At 67.1% G+C, this 18,497-nt stretch carries 20 protein-coding genes; 12 read left to right on the top strand and 8 right to left on the bottom strand.

The annotated features are described in order from the left end of the window. Window positions 1-6: 6 nt before the first annotated feature. Window positions 7-1,437, top strand: a complete 1,431-nt coding sequence (locus LE190_RS02035) for an efflux transporter outer membrane subunit (protein WP_225237154.1) — start codon at window positions 7-9, stop codon at window positions 1,435-1,437. A gap of 136 nt (window positions 1,438-1,573) precedes the next feature. Continuing rightward, window positions 1,574-2,407 (top strand): M28 family peptidase, encoded by an 834-nt coding sequence (locus tag LE190_RS02030; protein ID WP_225237153.1) that lies wholly within the window; start codon window positions 1,574-1,576, stop codon window positions 2,405-2,407. Between the two features lie 46 nt (window positions 2,408-2,453). Here the strand turns inward: LE190_RS02030 and hemW are convergent, their stop codons facing one another. Next, window positions 2,454-3,701, bottom strand: a complete 1,248-nt coding sequence (hemW, locus tag LE190_RS02025) for a radical SAM family heme chaperone HemW (protein WP_225237152.1) — start codon at window positions 3,699-3,701, stop codon at window positions 2,454-2,456. After that, on the bottom strand, window positions 3,698-4,282 hold the full coding sequence (gene rdgB, locus LE190_RS02020) for an RdgB/HAM1 family non-canonical purine NTP pyrophosphatase (protein WP_225237151.1): 585 nt from the start codon (window positions 4,280-4,282) through the stop codon (window positions 3,698-3,700). The genes hemW and rdgB overlap by 4 nt, the downstream gene beginning before the upstream one ends. 174 nt (window positions 4,283-4,456) lie before the next feature. On the opposite strand from rdgB, the gene LE190_RS02015 reads away from it, so the two are divergent. Beyond that, window positions 4,457-5,200 carry a CPBP family intramembrane glutamic endopeptidase gene (locus LE190_RS02015; RefSeq protein WP_225237150.1) on the top strand — a complete coding sequence of 248 codons (744 nt, stop codon included), beginning with the start codon at window positions 4,457-4,459 and terminating at the stop codon, window positions 5,198-5,200. On the opposite strand, the gene rph is transcribed toward LE190_RS02015, so the two are convergent. From rph to LE190_RS02000, 3 genes are read right to left on the bottom strand one after another with little or no spacing between them, the layout of a single operon-like run. After that, complete coding sequence (gene rph / locus LE190_RS02010) at window positions 5,201-5,929, bottom strand: ribonuclease PH (protein ID WP_225237149.1); 729 nt, start codon at window positions 5,927-5,929, stop codon at window positions 5,201-5,203. Window positions 5,930-5,952: 23 nt separating this feature from the next. Further along, complete coding sequence (locus LE190_RS02005) at window positions 5,953-6,888, bottom strand: PP2C family protein-serine/threonine phosphatase (protein ID WP_225237148.1); 936 nt, start codon at window positions 6,886-6,888, stop codon at window positions 5,953-5,955. A gap of 18 nt (window positions 6,889-6,906) precedes the next feature. Beyond that, complete coding sequence (locus LE190_RS02000; RefSeq protein ID WP_225237147.1) at window positions 6,907-7,890, bottom strand: serine/threonine-protein kinase; 984 nt, start codon at window positions 7,888-7,890, stop codon at window positions 6,907-6,909. Window positions 7,891-8,051: 161 nt separating this feature from the next. Here LE190_RS02000 and LE190_RS01995 point away from each other — a divergent pair, with 161 nt between their 5' ends. The 6 genes from LE190_RS01995 (at window position 8,052) to LE190_RS01970 (ending at window position 13,799) form a co-directional block, all read left to right on the top strand. Continuing rightward, window positions 8,052-8,939, top strand: a complete 888-nt coding sequence (locus tag LE190_RS01995; protein WP_225237146.1) for a YicC/YloC family endoribonuclease — start codon at window positions 8,052-8,054, stop codon at window positions 8,937-8,939. A 162-nt stretch (window positions 8,940-9,101) separates the two neighbouring features. After that, a complete protein-coding gene (gene gmk, locus LE190_RS01990; RefSeq protein ID WP_225237145.1) occupies window positions 9,102-9,746 on the top strand; it encodes a guanylate kinase in 645 nt (214 codons plus the stop codon). Window positions 9,747-9,799: 53 nt separating this feature from the next. Next, window positions 9,800-10,003, top strand: coding sequence for a DNA-directed RNA polymerase subunit omega (gene rpoZ / locus LE190_RS01985; RefSeq protein WP_056443456.1), 204 nt, complete (start codon window positions 9,800-9,802; stop codon window positions 10,001-10,003). Between the two features lie 72 nt (window positions 10,004-10,075). After that, window positions 10,076-12,319, top strand: a complete 2,244-nt coding sequence (locus tag LE190_RS01980; RefSeq protein WP_225237144.1) for a RelA/SpoT family protein — start codon at window positions 10,076-10,078, stop codon at window positions 12,317-12,319. A gap of 87 nt (window positions 12,320-12,406) precedes the next feature. Continuing rightward, window positions 12,407-12,793, top strand: coding sequence for a VOC family protein (locus LE190_RS01975; RefSeq protein ID WP_225237143.1), 387 nt, complete (start codon window positions 12,407-12,409; stop codon window positions 12,791-12,793). 118 nt (window positions 12,794-12,911) lie between these two features. After that, window positions 12,912-13,799 carry a PilZ domain-containing protein gene (locus tag LE190_RS01970; RefSeq protein WP_225237142.1) on the top strand — a complete coding sequence of 296 codons (888 nt, stop codon included), beginning with the start codon at window positions 12,912-12,914 and terminating at the stop codon, window positions 13,797-13,799. Here the strand turns inward: LE190_RS01970 and LE190_RS01965 are convergent. Genes LE190_RS01965 through greB form a run of 3 tightly spaced genes read right to left on the bottom strand, consistent with a single transcriptional unit; the run spans window position 13,796 to window position 15,528 of the window. Beyond that, the gene (locus tag LE190_RS01965) at window positions 13,796-14,230 is read right to left on the bottom strand and encodes a YciI family protein (protein ID WP_225237141.1); all 435 of its coding nucleotides are present in this window, start codon (window positions 14,228-14,230) and stop codon (window positions 13,796-13,798) included. The genes LE190_RS01970 and LE190_RS01965 overlap by 4 nt on opposite strands. A gap of 52 nt (window positions 14,231-14,282) precedes the next feature. After that, window positions 14,283-14,903 (bottom strand): biliverdin-producing heme oxygenase, encoded by a 621-nt coding sequence (locus tag LE190_RS01960; RefSeq protein WP_225237140.1) that lies wholly within the window; start codon window positions 14,901-14,903, stop codon window positions 14,283-14,285. Window positions 14,904-14,958: 55 nt separating this feature from the next. Beyond that, entirely contained in the window at window positions 14,959-15,528 is a 570-nt protein-coding gene (gene greB / locus LE190_RS01955; RefSeq protein WP_225237139.1) for a transcription elongation factor GreB, read from the bottom strand. Between the two features lie 58 nt (window positions 15,529-15,586). Here greB and LE190_RS01950 point away from each other — a divergent pair, with 58 nt between their 5' ends. Genes LE190_RS01950 through LE190_RS01940 form a run of 3 tightly spaced genes read left to right on the top strand, consistent with a single transcriptional unit; the run spans window position 15,587 to window position 18,328 of the window. Then, on the top strand, window positions 15,587-16,216 hold the full coding sequence (locus LE190_RS01950; protein ID WP_225237138.1) for a hypothetical protein: 630 nt from the start codon (window positions 15,587-15,589) through the stop codon (window positions 16,214-16,216). After that, window positions 16,213-17,688, top strand: a complete 1,476-nt coding sequence (locus LE190_RS01945; protein WP_225237137.1) for a sensor histidine kinase — start codon at window positions 16,213-16,215, stop codon at window positions 17,686-17,688. Before LE190_RS01950 ends, LE190_RS01945 begins: the two co-directional genes overlap by 4 nt. Further along, window positions 17,681-18,328, top strand: coding sequence for a response regulator (locus tag LE190_RS01940; protein ID WP_225237136.1), 648 nt, complete (start codon window positions 17,681-17,683; stop codon window positions 18,326-18,328). The genes LE190_RS01945 and LE190_RS01940 overlap by 8 nt, the downstream gene beginning before the upstream one ends. Window positions 18,329-18,497 lie beyond the last annotated feature (169 nt).

The raw sequence follows: 18,497 nt of genomic DNA, 5'->3' as shown, positions 1-18,497 counted from the left end.
CAGACAATGAAAAAACTGACTCCGCCCGCCTTTGCCGTCACGCTGGCGATGCTGCTTTCGGGCTGCATGTCGCTGGCGCCGAAGTACGAGCGGCCGCAGGCGCCAGTGGCCCAGGCCTTCCCCGAACTGCCGAAGGCCGCCAGCGCGCCCTCCGCCCAGGTGGCGGGCGAAGCCGCGGCCGGCATCGCATGGCAGCGCTTCTTCCCCGATGCGCGCCTGCGCGGCCTGATCGAACAGGCGCTCGTCAACAACCGTGACCTGCGCGTCTCGATCGCCAACATCGAGCAGGCGCGCGCCCAGTACCGCATCCAGCGCGCTGATCGCCTGCCGACGGTGGGCCTGGGCATCAGCGGCTCGCGCCAGACCACCGGCGAAGACCAGCCGATCGCCAGCGTCTACCAGTCGGGCCTGTCCGTCACAAGCTTCGAGCTGGACCTGTTCGGCCGCGTGCGCAACCTGTCGGAAGCCGCGCTGGCGCAGTTCCTGGCGACCGAGGAAGCGCGCAAGTCGGCGCAGATCAGCCTGGTCTCGTCGGTGGCCAGGGTCTACCTGCAGCTGCTGGCCGACGACGAGCTGCTGGACATCACGCGTCGCACCCTGGGCACGCGCCAGGAATCGCTGCGCCTGACCCAGCTGCGCTTCGATAACGGCGTCGCTTCGCGCTTCGAGCTGCAGCAGGCGCGCTCGCTGGTGGAAACCGCGCTGGCCACGCTGGCCGCGCAGCAGCGCCAGCGCGCCCAGGACATCAACCTCCTGACCCTGCTGGTCGGCACCCCGGTGCCGGACACCGTCGCCGCCGGCGCCACCCTGGCGTCGACCGAGCTGCCCGACCTGCCAGCCGGCCTGCCATCCAGCCTGCTGGTCAACCGTCCGGACATCCGCGGCGCCGAGCAGCAGCTGATCGCAGCCAACGCCAACATCGGGGCCGCGCGCGCCAACTTCTTCCCGCGCATTTCGTTGACGGGCAGCGTGGGCAGCGCCAGCAGCGAGCTGTCCGGCCTGTTCAAGAGCGGCTCCTACGGCTGGAGCTTCGCGCCGCAGGCCATCCTGCCGATCTTCGACTACGGCCGCAACACGGCGGTGCTGGGCTCGGCCCGCGCCGGCCGCGACATCGCCGTGGCCCAGTACGAGCGCGCGGTCCAGACCGCGTTCCGCGAAGTGGCGGACGCGCTGGCCGGGCAGTCGACCTTCGGCGAGCAGCTGCGCGCCCAGCGCGCGGTGGCCGAGGCCGAGGCCGACCGCTTCAACCTGGCCGACCTGCGCTACCGTAACGGCGCGGCCAGCTATCTCGAGCTGCTCGACGCCCAGCGTGCGCTGTTCCAGGCGCAGCAGCAGGCGGTGCAGGCCAACCTGCAGCGCCTGCAGAACCAGGTCACGCTGTACAGCGTACTGGGGGGCGGCTGGACCGAACCCGCGGCGCCGGTGGCGGCGCGCTGAGGAAACGGGCTGCTTCGGCAGCCCTTTTTTTCACCCTTGCCTGCTGCGAGTTGAAGCGCGGAATCGAAACGCTGCCCGTTTGCACAAATCGCTACACTGGACGCATGACCGCCTGGGGGCTGACCGCCCGACTGCCATGCGCAAATTCGCCCGCTCACACTGGAAGGTCCTCATCGCGATCCTGCTGGCGATCGTGCTGGCGACACTGACCCTGGAAACCGATTCCGCCTCGCGGGCTCCCGACCTGTCCGCCCGCCTGCGCACCCATGTCGAGGCGATCGCCGCGCGGGGACAGGACGCGACCGCGCGCCACATCGCGGCCACGCTCGCCAGCCATGGCTACCGCCTGCAGCGGCAGGAATACGGCGCAGGCGCCCACCAGGTGCGCAAGATCGAGGTGTCGGTATCGAACGCCGCACCCGGGGCGAAGCCTGAGCGCATCTTCATCGTCGGCGCCCACTACGTTCCGGCGAACCGTGATACAGGCGATACAGGCGACAATGCCAGCGGCACCGCCGCCGTGCTGGAACTGGCGCGCCTGCTCAAGGCCATGCGGCCGAGCCGTGGCACCGAAGTGAAATTCGTCTTCTTCGTGGATGGAAATGCGTCCGACGTCGTGCCCGGCGCGGCGGGCAGCGCCAACTTCATCGCCTACGTCGGCACGCTCGCATCCTCGGCGCCCGTCCGGCAGGCACTGGCGGCATTCCAGGCGCAGCCCGATCATCCGGCCGAAGGCCTGGCGGCGCCGGCACACGTGATGGGGGTAACGCTGTCGAACCACGCCGCCTACCGGCAGCAGGGCGCCCCCGCCCTGATGATCACGGACACCGCCTTCCTGCGCTATCCCTACTACCACACTGCGCAAAATGCACGGGAAGCCCCGGACAGGCTCGATTACGCGGGCATGGCGCGGGTGCTGGAGGGGCTGGCGCGGACCATCGGCTCGCTCGCGGGGGCGGCGACAACCTAGGGTAGACGGGAATGTCGTCCACTGGCCTACCTTGCGCCGCCCATCCCTACGAGTTCAGGAACATTTCCTGCAGGTCGTTCAGGAAGCGCTGGCCAAGCGCGGTCGGCCTGATCAGCTTGTGATCGCGGTACAGCAAACCCTTGCTCTCGGCCTCGTTCAGGGCCTGGGTGATGGCGCCGATGCCCATGCCGGTGCGCTCGCCGAACAGGTTCGGATCGAAGCCTTCCGTCAGGCGCAGGGCATTGAGCATGAACTCGAAGCCCATGTCGCCGCGTGCGATCTCGTGCTCTTCCTGCACCGGATTGCCGCGTTTCGCGGCCTCGATGAAGGAAGCCGGCTGCTTGTAGCGCGCCTGGCGCAGCACGCGGTGCGGGAAGGAGATCTTCGAGTGCGCGCCGGCGCCGATGCCGAGGTAGTCGCCGAACTGCCAGTAGTTCAGGTTGTGCCGGGCGCGCTTGCCCGGCTGGGCATAGGCCGAAACTTCGTAGTGCTCGTAGCCTGCGCTGGCGGTCGCCTCCAGGATCATATCCTGCATGTCGGCGCTCAGGTCGTCGTCGGGCAGCGCCGGCGGGTACTTCGCGAACACCGTGTTCGGCTCCATCGTCAGGTGGTACATCGACAGGTGCGGCGGCGCGAAGGCGAGCGCCGTTTCCAGGTCGCGGCGCGCCTCGGCCAGCGTCTGCGAGGGCAGCGCGAACATCAGGTCGAGGTTGAAGTTCTCGAAGGTGGAACGGGCGATTTCCACCGCGCGCAGGGCTTCCGCTTCGTCATGGATGCGTCCCAGGGCCTTAAGGTGCGCGCCGTTGAAGCTCTGGATGCCGATCGACAGGCGGTTCACGCCGCTGTCGCGGTAGGACCTGAAGCGCTCGGCCTCGAAGGTGCCCGGATTGGCTTCCATCGTGATCTCGGCGTCGAGCGCCAGCGGCAGCAGGGTGCGCACGTCCGACAGCAGGCGCTCCAGCCCGGCGGCCGACATCAGGCTCGGGGTGCCGCCGCCGATGAAGACGGTATGGATCTTGCGGCCCCAGATCATCGGCAGCGACTGCTCCAGGTCGAGGCGCACCGCGTCCAGGTAGTCCTGCTCGGGCAGCTCGCCCCTGGCCTCGTGCGAATTGAAGTCGCAATACGGGCACTTGCGTACGCACCAGGGGAAGTGGATATAGAGCGCCAGCGGCGGCAGGACCGCCAGGTTCAGCGCGCCGGGCTGCAGGTACTGCAGCGCGGTGGTGGCGGGCGAACGGGGCGCGCCCGAGGCCGGCCCGGGACCCGGCGCGGCGACTTTAATTGGAATCATGTCAGTTTTTCCACCAGCGCGCGCAGGGCCTGGCCACGGTGCGAGTGGGCATTCTTCACGCCCGGTTCCAGCTCGGCCGTGGTCTTGCCCAGCGCCGGAATCAGGAAGTGCGGGTCGTAGCCGAAGCCGTTGGTCCCGCGCGGCGTGTCGATGATCTCGCCGTGCCACTGGCCGTCGGCAATCACCGGCTGCGGATCGTCGGCATGGCGCACATAGACCAGCACGCAATAGTAATAGGCCGACTTGTCGGCGTGCGCGGCAAGGTCGGCCACCAGCTTCTCGCTGTTGCGGGCATCGGATTTCGGCTCGCCGGCGTAGCGCGCCGAATACACGCCGGGCGCGCCGCCGAGCGCGTTGACGCACACACCCGAGTCGTCCGCCAGCGCCGGCAGGCCGGTCAGGCGCGACGCGTGGCGCGCCTTGGCCAGCGCGTTTTCGACGAAGGTAGCGAAAGGTTCTTCCGCTTCCGGGACACCGAATTCGCCTTGCGGATGCAATTCGAATCCGATGGGGGCGAGGATCTGGGCGAACTCCTTCAGTTTGCCGGCGTTGTTGGAGGCGAGGATCAGGCGTTGGGTCATGGCGGAAAGCTGGCTGGGTCAGGCCCGCTATTTTACCGTTTCCACCGCGCCGCCGCCGATGCGCCCCGTATTGACGGGCTGTTCCGCGATTCCTGCAGCCTGTCGCACCGGCATGGGACGGCGGCGGCGATGCCGCTAGAGTGGCGGCACTCCAACCATCAACATGAGAAGACGATGCGCCTGCGTGAATTCGCCGACCGGCACCCGGTCCTGGCCGCCACCGGCTGCGCTGCCCTGCAGTTCGGCCTCACGATCCTGATCCTCAAGGCCGGCAAGCTGCTGGCCCCGCCGGAAGCCTGGGGCAAGGTCAAGCTGCTGGCCTTTGCCTCCACCGTGCTGCTGCCGCTGCTGCTGACGCAGGTTTTCGGCATGTGGCGCGAGGTCGGCTTCGGCAGCATCAGGCCGAACGGCTTTTTCCTCGCCTGCCTGCTGCCGGTGCTGATGTTCGCCGCGCTCGGCCTGCACCTGCCCCAGGGCGGCATTGGCGGCGACCTCCTGATCCAGTCGCTGAACGCCTTCGGCGAAGAGCTGCTGTTTCGCGGCGTGATCTTCGTAATCCTGCTGCGCCTGCCCGTGTGGCAGGCCATCGTGCTCAACGGCGTGCTGTTCGGCTCGATGCACCTGATCCACGGCTACATGGATGGCAACTGGAGCCATGCGCTGGGCTGGGCCATGATGAGCTCCTGCGCCGGCATGATGTTCGCCGCCGCGCGCGAACGCACCGGCAGCCTGTGGCTGGTGGTCGTCCTGCACATGGTCCTGAACCTGGCCAGCATGTATTCGAACATCGAGGCCGTGGCGGGACCGCAGATGCTCGTGGCGGTGCAGTATGCAACCAAGGTCGCCGAGGTGGTGCTGGGCCTGTATGTGATCGTGACCGCATGGCGCCACCGCCCGGCCGGGGCGGGGCGCGCCTGATCAGAGGCCCAGCGCCTCCTTCTGCAGCGCCACCAGCCGGGCGATGCCACCCTGCGCCAGGTCCAGCAGGCGGTCCATGCCGGCGCGGTCGAAGGCCGCGCCTTCCGCCGTGCCCTGCACCTCGATGAAGTGGCCGCTCTCGGTCATCACCACGTTCATGTCGGTATCGCAGCCTGAATCCTCGACGTAGTCGAGGTCCAGCACCGGCATGCCCTGGTAGACGCCCACCGAGACCGCGGCCACGAAGTGCTTCACCGGCACCGCAGGCAGCAGGCCCTGCTCCACCAGCTTGGCGAAGGCGTCATGGGCCGCCACCATGGCGCCGGTAATCGAGGCGGTGCGGGTGCCGCCGTCGGCCTGGATCACGTCGCAGTCCAGGTGCAGGGTGCGCTCGCCGAACGCCTCCAGGTCGAAGGCGGCGCGCAGCGAGCGGCCGATCAGGCGCTGGATTTCCTGGGTGCGGCCACTCTGCTTGCCGCGCGCCGCTTCGCGGTCCATGCGGGTGTGGGTCGAGCGCGGCAGCATGCCGTACTCCGCCGTCAGCCAGCCCTGCCCTTTCCCCTTCAGGAAGCCGGGCACCTTGTCCTCGATGCTGGCGGTGCAGATGACCTTGGTGTCGCCGCACTCGATCAGCACCGAGCCTTCTGCATGCCGGGTGTACTGGCGGGTGAGGCGGATGCTGCGCAGCTGGTCGACCGCGCGGCCGCTCGGACGTTGTTCGAAGCTCATGGGGTACCTTTATAAGAACGGGGTTATTTAAGCAGCTGGGACGATTTCTCGATCGCTTCGCGGATCTCGGCGATCGCCCGCTCGATGGCGTCCTCGTCGAAGGCGTCGGCCGCCTCGGCCCCGGGCGGCAGCGGCTCGCCGGCGACGATGGTCGAGCTGACCTCGTCGTCGAGCAGCATGCGGGTCGAGATCACGCCCGGCGGACTGGATCCTGTCGTGTCGGCGCCCTGCCAGGTGATCGCCAGCGCCGTGGTGTTGTCGGCACGCGCGCCGCCGATCGCGGCCGCCATCGACACCAGGTCCGGCACCGCCTGCACGATGGTGGAGGTGGACAGGCGATGCACGATCTCGGTCTCGGGCAGCATCGACCACAGGCCGTCGGAACACAGCAGCAGGGTGTCGCCGGGCTCCAGCGTGACCTGGCGCGAGATCTCGATTCTCGGCGCCTGGCCGGCGCCCAGGCAGTTGTACAGCTTGTTGCGGTCGGGGTGGGTGTTGCGCTCGGATTCGCGCGCACGGCCGCGCTCGATCAGGTATTCGAGGTGCGAGTGGTCGCGCGTACGCGCCAGCACCTGGTTGCGGCGCACCCAGTACAGGCGCGAATCGCCGCAGTGGGCCCACACGGCGCAGTTGTGCTGCACCAGACAGGCCACCACCGTGGTGCGCGGCGTCTCCGGCATCTGGTGGGCGTTGGCATAGGCCAGGATGTCCCAGTGCGCCTGTTCCAGCGCGTCTTCCAGGAAGCGCTCCGGCTTCTTCACGTAGGGCCTGGCCTGCATCCGGAACATCATCGACAGGGTCTGCAGCGCGATGGTGGCGGCGACTTCGCCGGCCGCATGGCCGCCCATGCCGTCGGCCAGCACCAGCAGCAGCGCGTCACGCGTGAAGCTGTAGCCCATGCGGTCCTGGTTGAGCTTGCGACCGCCGATGTGGGTCTGCTGGTAGACGGAAAACTGCATCTTCGCTCCTCGTTCCTGTCAGGCGCGCTGCTTGCGGCCGGCCCCGCCCAGGCGTCCGACCAGGCCGCGCCAGCCGCCCGCCGCCGGCGGCGCTTCTTCGTCGGCAGGCGGCGCCAGCGAAGGCGGCGCCTGCAGCACCTTCTGCATCGCGAACACGCTTTGCGGGCGCGCCAGCGGATCGAGCGCCATGCAGGCACGCACCATCTCCACCAGTTCCGGCGAATAGCTGCCGGCGAGTTTGCCGAACTGCGTGACGGTAGCGTCGTCCTGGCGGCGCGCCTCCACCGCCGGCGGCATGCTGCGCGTCATGCAGGCATACATGGCGGCGCCAATGCTGTAGATATCGGTCCAGGGACCGAGCGCGCTTCCCTTGCTGTACAGCTCGGGCGCCGCGAAACCGGGCGTGTACATCGGCGCCAGCATGGGCGCGTCGATGTCGATGGTCTGGCGCGCCGCGCCGAAGTCGAGCAGCAGGGGCGAACCGTCGCCGCGCAGGTAGATGTTGGCGGGTTTCAGGTCCAGGTGCAGCAGCTTGTTGGCGTGGACTTCGCGCACGCCCGCGCACACGCCCTGGGACATCTGGCGGATCGCCGTCTCGCCCATGCGGCTGCCCCTGGCATGCAGGCGCGCGATGTGGTCCTGCAAGGTGTGGCCGGATTCATAGGCCATCACCATGTAGACGGTCTCGTTGGCGCGGAAGAAGTTCACCACCCGTACCACGTTCGGATGAACGATGCGCGCCAGCGCCCGCCCCTCTTCGAAGAAGCACTTCAGACCGATGCGAAAGATCGGCAGGTTGGGCCGCGATACGGTGGGAACGAGTTCGCCCGGCGCGCGCAGCGCGAGCTGGCTGGGCAGGTACTCCTTGATGGCCACCGCATTGCCTTCGCCGTCATATGCCAGATAAACAATACTGAACCCGCCAGTCGCGATTTTCTTTACAATGCGGTATCCGGCAATTTCCAGGCCATCGGGCAGGGGGGCATTATTCTGTGCGGCCATTCAGGAAGCTTTCCTTGCTTAACAGGGGGATTGTGTGGGATAAATGTCGCCTTTGTAAAGGCCACCTCGATAAACCGGATGCGCATTGCACTGGCGGTCCGTGACCGGTTTTTCGGCATGTGTGAAGAATAAGAACGGGGACCCCATTGAGCATTTCAAGCATGACCGGTTATGCGGTAGCCACCAGCGAAGGCGCCGCCGGCACCCTCACCATCGAGATCAAGAGCGTCAACTCGCGCTTCCTGGACCTGCAATTCCGCATCAATGACGACCTGCGCGCACTGGAACCCGACCTGCGCGCCGCCATCATGGCCGCGATCACCCGCGGCAAGGTCGAAGTGCGCCTCTCCTTCGGCCGCAAGACCGCCGGCGGCTCGCAAGCGCTGAACCAGGAACTGCTGGCCGACCTGGCTCGCCTGCAGGCCGAAATCAGCCAGCACTTCGCACAAGCGCCGCAGATGACGGTAGCCGAGCTGCTGCGCTGGCCCGGCGTGATCGAGGAATCGACCGTCGGCCAGGAATCCCTGCAGGCGGACGTGGCCGCCCTCACCGCCACCACTGTCGCCGCTTTTGTGGACAGCCGCCGGCGCGAAGGCGCGGCTTTGGCGACGATGCTGCTGTCGCGCATCGACGCGATGGAAGCCATCGTCAAGCGCATCACCCCGCTCATCCCGCAAGTGATCTCGCAGTTCCAGCAAAAGGCGGTCGAGCGCATGCAGGACGCGCTGGGCCTGGCCGGCCATGGCAACCCGTCGGTGCTGAGCCGCCAGGAAGTGCTGGAACGGATCCGCCAGGAGGTGACGCTGTACGGCATCCGGATCGACGTGTCGGAAGAACTGTCGCGCCTGTCGGCCCACCTCAACGAGACCCGCCACATCCTCAAGAAGGGCGGCCAGGTCGGCAAGCGCCTCGATTTCATGATGCAGGAGCTGAACCGCGAGGCGAACACGCTGGGCGCCAAGGCGTCGGTGAAAGAACTGGCGGATGCGTCGATGGAGTTGAAACTCCTAATCGAGCAGATGCGCGAGCAGGTGCAGAACCTCGAATAATCGGCATGGATTGTTGTCGTCGCGCAACAATGCGCGAGCGGCTTTGAACGCGTGGGCGGGAGATCCGCCCACCCTACAAGAGCGATTTTGTAGGGTGGGCAAGTTTCTTGCCCACGCGTTCAACGTTATGATGAATACCACGCACCAAACAAGGAATTGAATATGATCACTCCTGCCCTCTCCGGCAGCCTGTTCGTCGTCGCCGCCCCGAGCGGCGCCGGCAAGTCGACCCTGGTCAACGCCCTGCTGAAGCTGGAACCCGGCATCAAGCTGTCGATCTCGACCACCACGCGCCCGCCGCGCCCGGGCGAGCAGGATGGCCGCGAATACCACTTCACGACGGCGGAAGACTTCGTCGCGCGCGCCGAGCGCGGCGAGTTCCTGGAATGGGCGGAAGTCCATGGCAACTACTACGGCACCAGCCGCCTGACCGTGGAGCAGGAGATGCGCACCGGCACCGACATCCTGCTCGAGATCGACTGGCAGGGCGCGCGCCAGGTGCGCAAGCAGTTCCCGGACGCGGCCGGCATTTTCATCCTGCCGCCGTCGATCGAAGCACTGGAGGAACGCCTGCACAAGCGCGGCACCGACGAGCCCCACATCATCACCCGCCGCCTGCTGGCCGCCGGGGGGGAGATCGCTCACGCGCCGGAGTTCGAATATGCTATCATCAACGAAGAGTTCAACGTCGCCCTCGCGGAACTGCAGGCGATTATCAAAGCGACACGTTGCCGATTCGCCCAGCAGGCGGCGCGCAACGCCGACTTGTTTGCCCAGCTGGGAATCCACGCGCATCAACCAACGTAATCACAGCGCGGCGCCGCGTATGGCTGCCGCTTATTGTCCATTCAGGAGTGACCATGGCCCGTATCACCATCGAAGATTGCCTCAAGAACATCCCGAACCGCTTCCAGCTGACCCTGGCCGCCACCTACCGCGCCCGCCAGTTGCTGCAGGGCCATACCCCGAAGGTCGAGGCAAAGGACAAGCCGACCGTCGTCGCCCTGCGTGAAATCGCCGCCGGCAAGGTTGGCCTGGAAATGCTGAAGAAGGTCCCCATGTAAGTCCCCAGGGGCTCGGGTGACGGCCGCCGATTCTGGTATGCTGATCTTCATGCTGGCTGATCGATATAACGTATGAAATTGTCTTCCCCGGATTCGACCCATCCAGTCCCCTCTCCCGCCCGCGGCAAGCGCCCGGGCAAGCCGCCGGCGGCCGAAGCGCCGGCGCCCGCCCCGGGCGTCGCTTCGGTCACGCAGCTGATCAACAAGCTGTCCGACTACCTCACCCCCGCCGAGCTCAAGAAGGTCAAGGAAGCCTACCGCTTCTCCGACGAGATGCACCTGGGCCAGGTCCGCAAGTCGGGCGAGCCCTACATCTCCCATCCGATCGCTGTCGCCGAGATCTGCGCCGAGTGGAAGCTCGATGCGCAGGCCATCATGGCCGCCCTGCTGCACGACGTAATCGAGGACCAGGACGTCAAGAAGGACGAGCTGATCGAGCGCTTCGGCGCCCAGGTCGCCAACATGGTGGACGGCCTGTCGAAGCTGGAAAAGATCGAGTTCCAGAGCCAGATCGAGGCCCAGGCCGAGAACTTCCGCAAGATGCTGCTGGCCATGGCGTCGGACGTGCGCGTGATCCTGATCAAGCTGGCCGACCGCCTGCACAACATGCGTACCATGGGCGTGATGATCCCGGCCAAGCGCCGCCGCATTTCGCGCGAGACCATGGAAGTCTATGTGCCGATCGCGCACCGCCTCGGTCTGAACGACATCTACCGCGAACTGCAGGACCTGTCCTTCTCGCACCTGTACCCGCTGCGCTACTACACGCTGGCCAAGGCCATCAAGGCGGCGCGCGGCAACCGTCGCGAAGTGGTCAAGAAGATCCTGGAAGCGGTCAAGAACCAGCTGGCCGGGGCCGGCATCCAGGCCGAAGTCTACGGCCGCGAAAAGACCCTGTACGGCATCTATAAAAAGATGCGCAACAAGCACCTGTCGTTCTCGCAGGTGCTGGACGTGTACGGCTTCCGGGTGGTGGTCGACACGGTCCCGAACTGCTACGTGGCGCTCGGCACCCTGCACGCCCTGTACAAGCCGATGCCGGGCAAGTTCAAGGACTACATCGCGATCCGCAAGATCAACGGCTACCAGTCGCTGCACACGACCCTGATCGGCCCCTACGGCACCCCGGTCGAGTTCCAGATCCGCACCCAGGACATGCACCGCACCGCCGAGAGCGGCGTGGCGGCGCACTGGCTGTACAAGACCGGCGACTCGAACATGTCGGACCTGCAGCAGCGCACCCATGCCTGGCTGCAGTCGCTGCTCGACATCCAGCAGCAGACCGGCGACTCGGCCGAATTCCTGGAACACGTGAAGGTCGACCTGTTCCCCGATTCGGTCTACGTGTTCACGCCCAAGTCGAAGATCATCGCCCTGCCGCGCGGCGCCACCGCGCTCGACTTCGCCTATTCGATCCACACCGGCATCGGCGACCACACGGTCTCGGTCAAGATCAACAACGAACCGGCCTCGCTGCGCAACGAACTGCACAACGGCGACATCGTCGAGATCGTCACCGACCCGGAATCGCGCCCGAGCCCGACGTGGCTGTCTTTTGTCCGCACCGGCAAGGCACGCTCGGCGATCCGCCACTACCTGCGCACGGTGAACGTGAACGAATCGGTGGAGCTGGGCCAGGAACTGCTGGCCGGCGCCCTGGCCGCGCGCAATGTCTCGCCCGAGCTGCCCGCCGGCACGGTGGAAAGGCTGCTGGCCGAGTCCTCGGCCAAGTCGATGGAAGAACTGTACGCCGACATCGGCATCGGCAAGCGCATGCCGCAGCTGGTGGCGCGCCACATCTTCGGCCTGATGGATGCCGACCCGGAACACAAGCCGGCCAGCGCCCCGCTGCCGGGCGGCGACATCGACCCGGTCACGATCTATGGCAGCGAAGGCGTGGCGGTGCAGCTCGCGCCCTGCTGCCTGCCGATCCCCGGCGACCAGGTCACCGGCCAGCTGCGGCGCGACCAGGGCCTGGTGGTGCATACCCGCGACTGCCTGCCGGCGGCGCGCATCCGCGCCAAGGAACCGGACCGCTGGATCGCGGTCCAGTGGGGCGAGGAACTGAACCGCCGCTTCGACTGCCGCATCCGCCTCCTGATCAATAACGAAAAGGGCATCCTGGCCCGGGTCGCGGCCGAGATCGGCGAATCCGACGCCAACATCACCTATGTCGGCATGGACGAGGACGACGAACACCTGATGACCCAGCTGCGCTTCACCATCCAGGTCAAGGACCGGGTCCACCTGGCGCAGCTGATCCGCAACCTGCGCCGCGTGGCCGGCGTCAATCGGGTCGAGCGCGAACGCTCCTGAACGGCTTGCGGTCCGCGCCGCACATTGCTACCCTGTCAGCCTTTCGATGTACAAATAGACAAGTGATTGTCTGACCAGGGAGAGCACATGAAGCGGGTTACTGGCATTGGCGGCATCTTCTTTCACGCGCACGACCCGGCGGCACTGCGCGCCTGGTATGCGCGCCACCTCGGCGTCGACGTGCTCGAATGGGGCGGCGCCGTGTTCCCCTGGTCCGACGAGGCCCGCCAGCCGGATGGCGGCATGACCGTCTGGTCGATCGGCCAGGCCGGCAACGAACATTTTGCGCCCGGCAAGGCATCCTTCATGATCAACTACCGTGTCGCCGACCTGGCCGCCCTGCTGCAGGCGCTGCGCGAGGAAGGCTGCCAGGTGCTGGACAAGAGCGAGGATTCCGAGTTCGGCAAGTTCGGCTGGGTCATCGACCCGGAAGGCAACAAGGTCGAGCTCTGGGAGCCGCCGCCGGGGCAATAAGCCGCCCTCTGCCGCAAGTAATTTTCTTACCACACACGCCGCACCGCGCATTGCTGCGGCTGTTAATATATGTCAACATTACTGTCGGACACAGCGGCTGTCCACAGAATGGGAAAACATGAAAAAGCAACAGTTCGTCTATGTCTCGGAGCAGGACATACGCGTGGGTGGACCGCTTCCGTGGGCACTGTACCTGCGCTCAGGCGAACTGCTTGCCCCGGCCGGCTACGTGATCGCGGACGCGACCTCGCGCGACCGCATCCTGCTGGCCAAGCCGATGCGCGCCTCGCAGGCCGGCGACAAGCCGAGCCAGCTGGTGACCGCCAGCGAGGACGTCGACGACCTGCCGGGGCGTACCGTCGATCCGCTGCAGGCCCTGAAGCATAATGCCGAGAGCATGATCATCACTTTCCAGTTTCCCGGTGACTTCGATCCGCGCTCGCTCCACGTCGATTTCTATGGCCGCATCCCGCTGCAGTCGATCATCGTCTCGGCGCCGGCGGTACGCGCCGCGAACGGCCAGAGCTGGCAGCATTTCGAGGGCTTGCCGATGACGGCGCAAGTCGTGTTCGGGCGCACCGTGTGCGCCTTCAAGACCTCGCTGCTGCGCTTCGCCGGACTGCCGAGCGGCCACCTGTTCCTGCGCTACCCGACCGAAGCGGCCAGCAAGCCCTTCCGCCAGGCCCTGCGGGTGGAGGTCAAGCTGCCCACCTCGATCACCCTGGCCGACGGCACCGTGCCGGGCATGATCACCAACCTGTCGAGCGGCGGCTGCGCCATCTCGACCGGCTTCATCCTGGGCGACGTCGGCACCGTGATCAAGCTGGCCTTCCGCTTCAAGGTGGGCGGCAAGCCGCACCTGGTGCAGGTGAACGGCACCATCCGCAGCATCAAGGGCAAGCTGTCGCAGCAGATGCAGTACGGGGTGGCCTTCGAATCCGGGATCGACGAGGCGGCCGAGCTGGCGCTCAAGTCCTTCGTGTACGAGCACCTGGCCGAACGCTAGCCGGCACCCTCGGCCAGCGAGGCGCGCTGGCGCGTTTCCTGTTCCCGCAGTTCCGGGCTCATCGCCGCGCCAAAGTCGTCCATCTCGAAGATCTGGCGGATCTCGATCACGGCTTCGCCGCCCGCCATCGGCATCGGCACCCGCTTGACCCAGGCGACCGCCTCTTCCATCGAGGGCAGCTGCCAGATCCAGAAGCCGGCCAGGACCTCTCCCAGCGGGGTGAACGGGCCATCGGTCACCCGCACCTGCCCGTCCTTGCCAAACTGGACGCGCGCGCCGCGCGCGGACGGATGCAGGCCCTCGCCGGCCAGCATCACGCCGGCCTTGATGAGTTCATCGTTGAACTTGCCCATTTCGGTGAGCAGTTTCTCGTCCGGCAGTTCGCCCGCCTCGCTGTGCTGGTCCGCTTTCAGCAGAATCATGAATCGCATTGCATCCTCCGTCTGGTGGGTTGTCCATGATGCACCGGTCGGCAGCGCGCGTCTAGGGTGCCGATGTCGCTCCCTGCGGCGGCGCCAGCGCCAGGATCGCATCGAAGGCCGCACAGGCGCCGGCGCAGCATTCGGCGATCTCCTCCGACGTCGTGACCCGGGCGCGCAGGGCTTGCAGGAAGGCGCGCCAGCGCGGGCCCGGCCCCTGCGCTTCGCCGCGCAGGTAGCGCAGCGGATGCGGCGCCAGCGGCCCGCACAGGCGGGCATAGAGCACGGCGCCGCCCAGCTGCGATCCTTCGATGACATAGGCGGCGCCCCAGCGGTAGGCGGCGCTGGCCTGACGCGGCCTGGCCGGGACCGGGGTCGGCGCCCGGCCGCCGGCGTGCGCGGCGTCCATCCCCGGCTCGTCGAGGTCGGCGGCGATCAGGGCCAGCCGGTCTTGCGGCGGCAGCGTGGGCTCGGCCTGCGGGCCGTCGGTGAAACCGGCCAGCCAGCGTTCGAGCGGCGCCAGCCAGTCGCGCAACATGCGCAGGTGGGCGGCGTAATCGGCCAGGGTGGGGTGGTCTGCCGACAGCGGCAGCCCACTGTCCAGGCGCGTATGGCGTGCGCCGGTGGCGGCGCGCAGCGCGGCCAAGACGTCGGTGCCGTGCAAGGGCGCGAGGGGACGGTTCATGAAGACAGGGAAGTGGAAGACGAATCAGCCATCTTACCAGTCCCGGGCCGTGTCTTCAGTCCGCTAGCGGCGCGGGGTAGTCGACGGCGAGGATTTCGAGCTCATCGGTGCCGAGCGGGGTCTGCAGGGTCACCATGTCGCCTTCCCTGCCCTTGGTCAGGGCGCGCGCCACCGGCGAGACCCAGCTGATCCTGCCCTTGAGCGGGTCGAGCTCGTCGACGCCGACGATGGTCACGGTATGCTCCTCGCCCGCCTTGTTCAGGTAGGTGACGGTGGCGCCGAAGAACACCTGGTCGTTCCCGTGGTGGACGCTGGGATCGACCACGAAGGCCGAATCCAGGCGCTTGGTAAGGAAGCGGATACGGCGGTCGATCTCGCGCAGGCGGCGCTTGCCGTAGATGTAGTCGCCGTTCTCCGAGCGGTCGCCGTTCGAGGCGGCCCAGTGCACCACCTTCACCACTTCCGGGCGCTCGATGTCGATCAGCTGCAGCAGCTCATCCTTGATGGCCTGGTAGCCGGCGGGCGTGATGTAGTTCTTGGCCCCGGGCGGAATCGCCTGGGCCAGTGCCAGCGCGTCGGGGTCGTCGTCCTCGTTGTCGGACTCTTTTACGAATGCCTTGTTCATGGGCTTATTGTAACGGCAAGGAGCGCCCGGCAGCCCACGCTTACCGTATCATGGCGGCATGAGACGAGCGAAACCGCAGACGGCTACCCGGGGCGCAGCCCGCTCCCCGCTGCTCGCGCCGCTGGTGCAGCTGGCGGCGCTGGTGCTGCTGGTGGAGGCCTGGATTTGGGAACTGGGCAGCCGGGCCGGCGCCCGCCTGGCTAGCCTGCCGCCGCTGCGCTGGCTGGAAGCGCGCATCCGTTCCTTGCCGGCCTGGGCCGCCCTGGGCGCCTTCGTGCTGCCCGGCCTGCTGCTGCTGCCGGTCAAGCTGCTGGCCCTGCTCGCCATCGCCCACGGCCATGCGCTGGCGGGCGTGCTTGGCTTCATTGCGGCCAAGCTGGGCGGCGCGGCAGTGGTGGCGCGCATCTATGTGCTGACCCTGCCCGCCCTGCTCACCCTGGCCTGGTTCGCGCGCTGGCACGCCGGCTTCCTGCGCCTGCGCGACCGCCTGCTGGCCGCCCTGCGCGCCAGCCACTTCTGGCGCCAGGCGCGCAGCGCCCTGGCCGGCATGCGGCGCGGCCTGCGCCGTGCCCTGCGCCGCACCGCGCGCCAGCCCAGCCACCTGCTGCGCGTGCTGCGCCGCCTGCGCGCACGCATCGGCGCCCGCGCCGCCGCCGGCAAGGACAACACCGAATCCGAGCTTCCATGACCCCACCGCCCCTTCCCGCCCTGGCCGCCGAAATGCAGGGCGCCGCTTCCGAGATCTTCCTGCTCGACGCCGCCACCCTGGCCGTGGTCGACGCCAACCAGGCCGCGCGCCTGAACCTCGGCATGGAGGCAAGCCGCCTGGCCGCGACGGATTTCCACGCGCTCACGCCCGGCCTGGACCGCAGCGCGCTGAGCCAGCTGCTGGCCGGGTTGGGCGAGGAAGTGGGCGCCCAGGTCAGCCTGCGCACCCATCTGGTGCGGGCGGACGGGAGTTGCTATCCGGTCAAGCTGTGCATCCTGCGCATCGTGCGTGACAGCCGCGCCCTGCTGCTGGCGATCGCCGACGACCTGACCCTGGAGCAGGCCGCGGCACGCGCGCTGGCCCAGTCGCAGGCGCGCTTCGACGCCATCGTGCGCAACACCCCGGGCCTGGTCTACCAGTTCGTGCTGCATGCGGACGGCCGCACCGACTTTCCCTGGCTGAGCGAGGGCTGCTCGGCCCTGCTCGGCTTATCAAGGCTGGAACTGCAGCGCGACGCCAGCCTGTTCGAGCGCCTGATCCTGCTTGACGACCGCAAGGGCTACCAGGAATCGATGGCGGCCTCGCGCGCGGCCATGACCGCCTGGAACTGGGAAGGCCGGATCTGGATCGACGCCTGGAAGGACGTCAAGTGGATCAACCTGCGCGCCAGCCCGCATCCGGTGGACGGCGGCGCGGTGCAGTGGGACGGCATCATGACCAACATCAGCGCCAGCAAGGGGGAGCAGCAGGAAGTGCTGCGCTCGCGTGCGCGCCTGGCCGAACTCACCGACCACATCGAGCAGCTCAAGGAACAGGAGCGGACCCGCATCGCGCGCGAGATCCACGACGACCTGGGCGGCAACCTGACCGCCATCAAGATGGCGCTGGCGATGCTGTCGGCGCGGCTGCCGGACGGCGAGCCGGCCCTGCTGGAAAAGGCGAACTACCTGGACGACCTGGTCGACCGCACGATCGAGGCCGTGCACCGCATCTCGCTCGACCTGCGCCCCACCATGCTCGACCTCGGCATCGTGGCCGCGCTCGAGTGGCAGGCACGCGAATTCGAAAAGCAGATGGGCATCGCCTGCCTGTTCCGCTGCCCGGATCCGGACATCGTGCTCGACGACGACCATGCGACGGCGCTGTTCCGTATCTTTCAGGAAGCACTGACCAACATCGCCAAGCATGCGGACGCGACCCGGGTGACGGTGGCCCTGCGGCGCCAGCGCGCCCACCTGACGCTGACCATCAGCGACAATGGACGCGGCATCGCCCCGGGCGACCGCCTCAAGCCGCACTCCTTCGGCCTGCGTGGCATGAGCGAGCGGGCCAAGGCGCTGGGCGGTACGCTGGCCTTGTCGTCCGCGCCCGGAGGTGGCACGATGCTTACAATCAAGACCAGGCTGGCATCACCGGCCCCATCCAGCAAGAACGCAGGCAAGCATGAGTGAAAAAGCAAGCATCCGGGTATTCATTGCCGACGACCACGCGATCGTCCGCGAAGGCCTGAAACAGATCCTGGCCGAGCAGGGCGACATCGTCGTCGCGGGCGAGGCCGAAAACGGGCTCGATGCGATCAGGCTGGTCGGCAAGGCGCGTGCGCACGTGATGCTGCTCGATATCTCCCTGCCCGACCGGAATGGCATCGAAGTGCTCAAGCAGGTCAAGAAGGACCGTCCGGAGCTGGCGGTGCTGATGCTGTCAATGCACCGGGAAGACCAGTATGCGATCCGCTCGCTGAAGGCCGGGGCGGCCGGCTACATGACCAAGCAGAGCGCCCCGCGCGAACTGGTGATCGCGATCCGCCAGGTGGCGCAGGGCCAGAAATACGTGAGCGCGGCGCTGGCCCAGACCCTGGCGGCCCAGATCGGCGCCGACCACGAGGCGCCTCCGCACGAGGCCCTGTCCGACCGCGAATACCAGACGCTCACCATGATCGCCTCCGGCATGACGGTCAGCGACATCGCGCGCGAACTGTCGCTGTCGGTCAAGACCGTGAGCGAATACCGGGCCCGCCTGCTGGCCAAGATGAAGCTCAGGAACAGCGCCGAGCTGACCCACTACGCGATCCGCAACCAGCTGGTTGGCTGATTGCCCGTTCAACCCACGCATGCACTGTCTGGACGCGTGGGCAAGGAACTTGCCCACCCTACAAAAAGTAGTAGGTGTCGTGTTTACAGCTCATTCTGTTGTTTTTTGATTGATGGTTGGCAAAGAAGTTGCTTATCATTAAGCTACTTCGCCTTCCTCGCGTCATTCA

The organism is Massilia hydrophila, from assembly GCF_020208145.1.
Lineage (GTDB): Bacteria > Pseudomonadota > Gammaproteobacteria > Burkholderiales > Burkholderiaceae_D > Telluria > Telluria hydrophila.
The sequence above is the reverse complement of the archived record's forward strand: the minus strand, read 5'-3'. Positions and strand labels throughout refer to the sequence as shown.

What these genes read in the sequence shown, in the direction of transcription:
- LE190_RS02035 (WP_225237154.1), top strand. Translation starts at nt 7, where the DNA reads ATGAAAAAACTGACTCCGCCCGCCTTTGCCGTCACGCTGGCGATGCTG.
- LE190_RS02030 (WP_225237153.1), top strand. Translation starts at nt 1,574, where the DNA reads ATGCGCAAATTCGCCCGCTCACACTGGAAGGTCCTCATCGCGATCCTG.
- hemW (WP_225237152.1), bottom strand. Translation starts at nt 3,701, where the DNA reads ATGATTCCAATTAAAGTCGCCGCGCCGGGTCCCGGGCCGGCCTCGGGC.
- rdgB (WP_225237151.1), bottom strand. Translation starts at nt 4,282, where the DNA reads ATGACCCAACGCCTGATCCTCGCCTCCAACAACGCCGGCAAACTGAAG.
- LE190_RS02015 (WP_225237150.1), top strand. Translation starts at nt 4,457, where the DNA reads ATGCGCCTGCGTGAATTCGCCGACCGGCACCCGGTCCTGGCCGCCACC.
- rph (WP_225237149.1), bottom strand. Translation starts at nt 5,929, where the DNA reads ATGAGCTTCGAACAACGTCCGAGCGGCCGCGCGGTCGACCAGCTGCGC.
- LE190_RS02005 (WP_225237148.1), bottom strand. Translation starts at nt 6,888, where the DNA reads ATGCAGTTTTCCGTCTACCAGCAGACCCACATCGGCGGTCGCAAGCTC.
- LE190_RS02000 (WP_225237147.1), bottom strand. Translation starts at nt 7,890, where the DNA reads ATGGCCGCACAGAATAATGCCCCCCTGCCCGATGGCCTGGAAATTGCC.
- LE190_RS01995 (WP_225237146.1), top strand. Translation starts at nt 8,052, where the DNA reads ATGACCGGTTATGCGGTAGCCACCAGCGAAGGCGCCGCCGGCACCCTC.
- gmk (WP_225237145.1), top strand. Translation starts at nt 9,102, where the DNA reads ATGATCACTCCTGCCCTCTCCGGCAGCCTGTTCGTCGTCGCCGCCCCG.
- rpoZ (WP_056443456.1), top strand. Translation starts at nt 9,800, where the DNA reads ATGGCCCGTATCACCATCGAAGATTGCCTCAAGAACATCCCGAACCGC.
- LE190_RS01980 (WP_225237144.1), top strand. Translation starts at nt 10,076, where the DNA reads ATGAAATTGTCTTCCCCGGATTCGACCCATCCAGTCCCCTCTCCCGCC.
- LE190_RS01975 (WP_225237143.1), top strand. Translation starts at nt 12,407, where the DNA reads ATGAAGCGGGTTACTGGCATTGGCGGCATCTTCTTTCACGCGCACGAC.
- LE190_RS01970 (WP_225237142.1), top strand. Translation starts at nt 12,912, where the DNA reads ATGAAAAAGCAACAGTTCGTCTATGTCTCGGAGCAGGACATACGCGTG.
- LE190_RS01965 (WP_225237141.1), bottom strand. Translation starts at nt 14,230, where the DNA reads ATGCGATTCATGATTCTGCTGAAAGCGGACCAGCACAGCGAGGCGGGC.
- LE190_RS01960 (WP_225237140.1), bottom strand. Translation starts at nt 14,903, where the DNA reads ATGAACCGTCCCCTCGCGCCCTTGCACGGCACCGACGTCTTGGCCGCG.
- greB (WP_225237139.1), bottom strand. Translation starts at nt 15,528, where the DNA reads ATGAACAAGGCATTCGTAAAAGAGTCCGACAACGAGGACGACGACCCC.
- LE190_RS01950 (WP_225237138.1), top strand. Translation starts at nt 15,587, where the DNA reads ATGAGACGAGCGAAACCGCAGACGGCTACCCGGGGCGCAGCCCGCTCC.
- LE190_RS01945 (WP_225237137.1), top strand. Translation starts at nt 16,213, where the DNA reads ATGACCCCACCGCCCCTTCCCGCCCTGGCCGCCGAAATGCAGGGCGCC.
- LE190_RS01940 (WP_225237136.1), top strand. Translation starts at nt 17,681, where the DNA reads ATGAGTGAAAAAGCAAGCATCCGGGTATTCATTGCCGACGACCACGCG.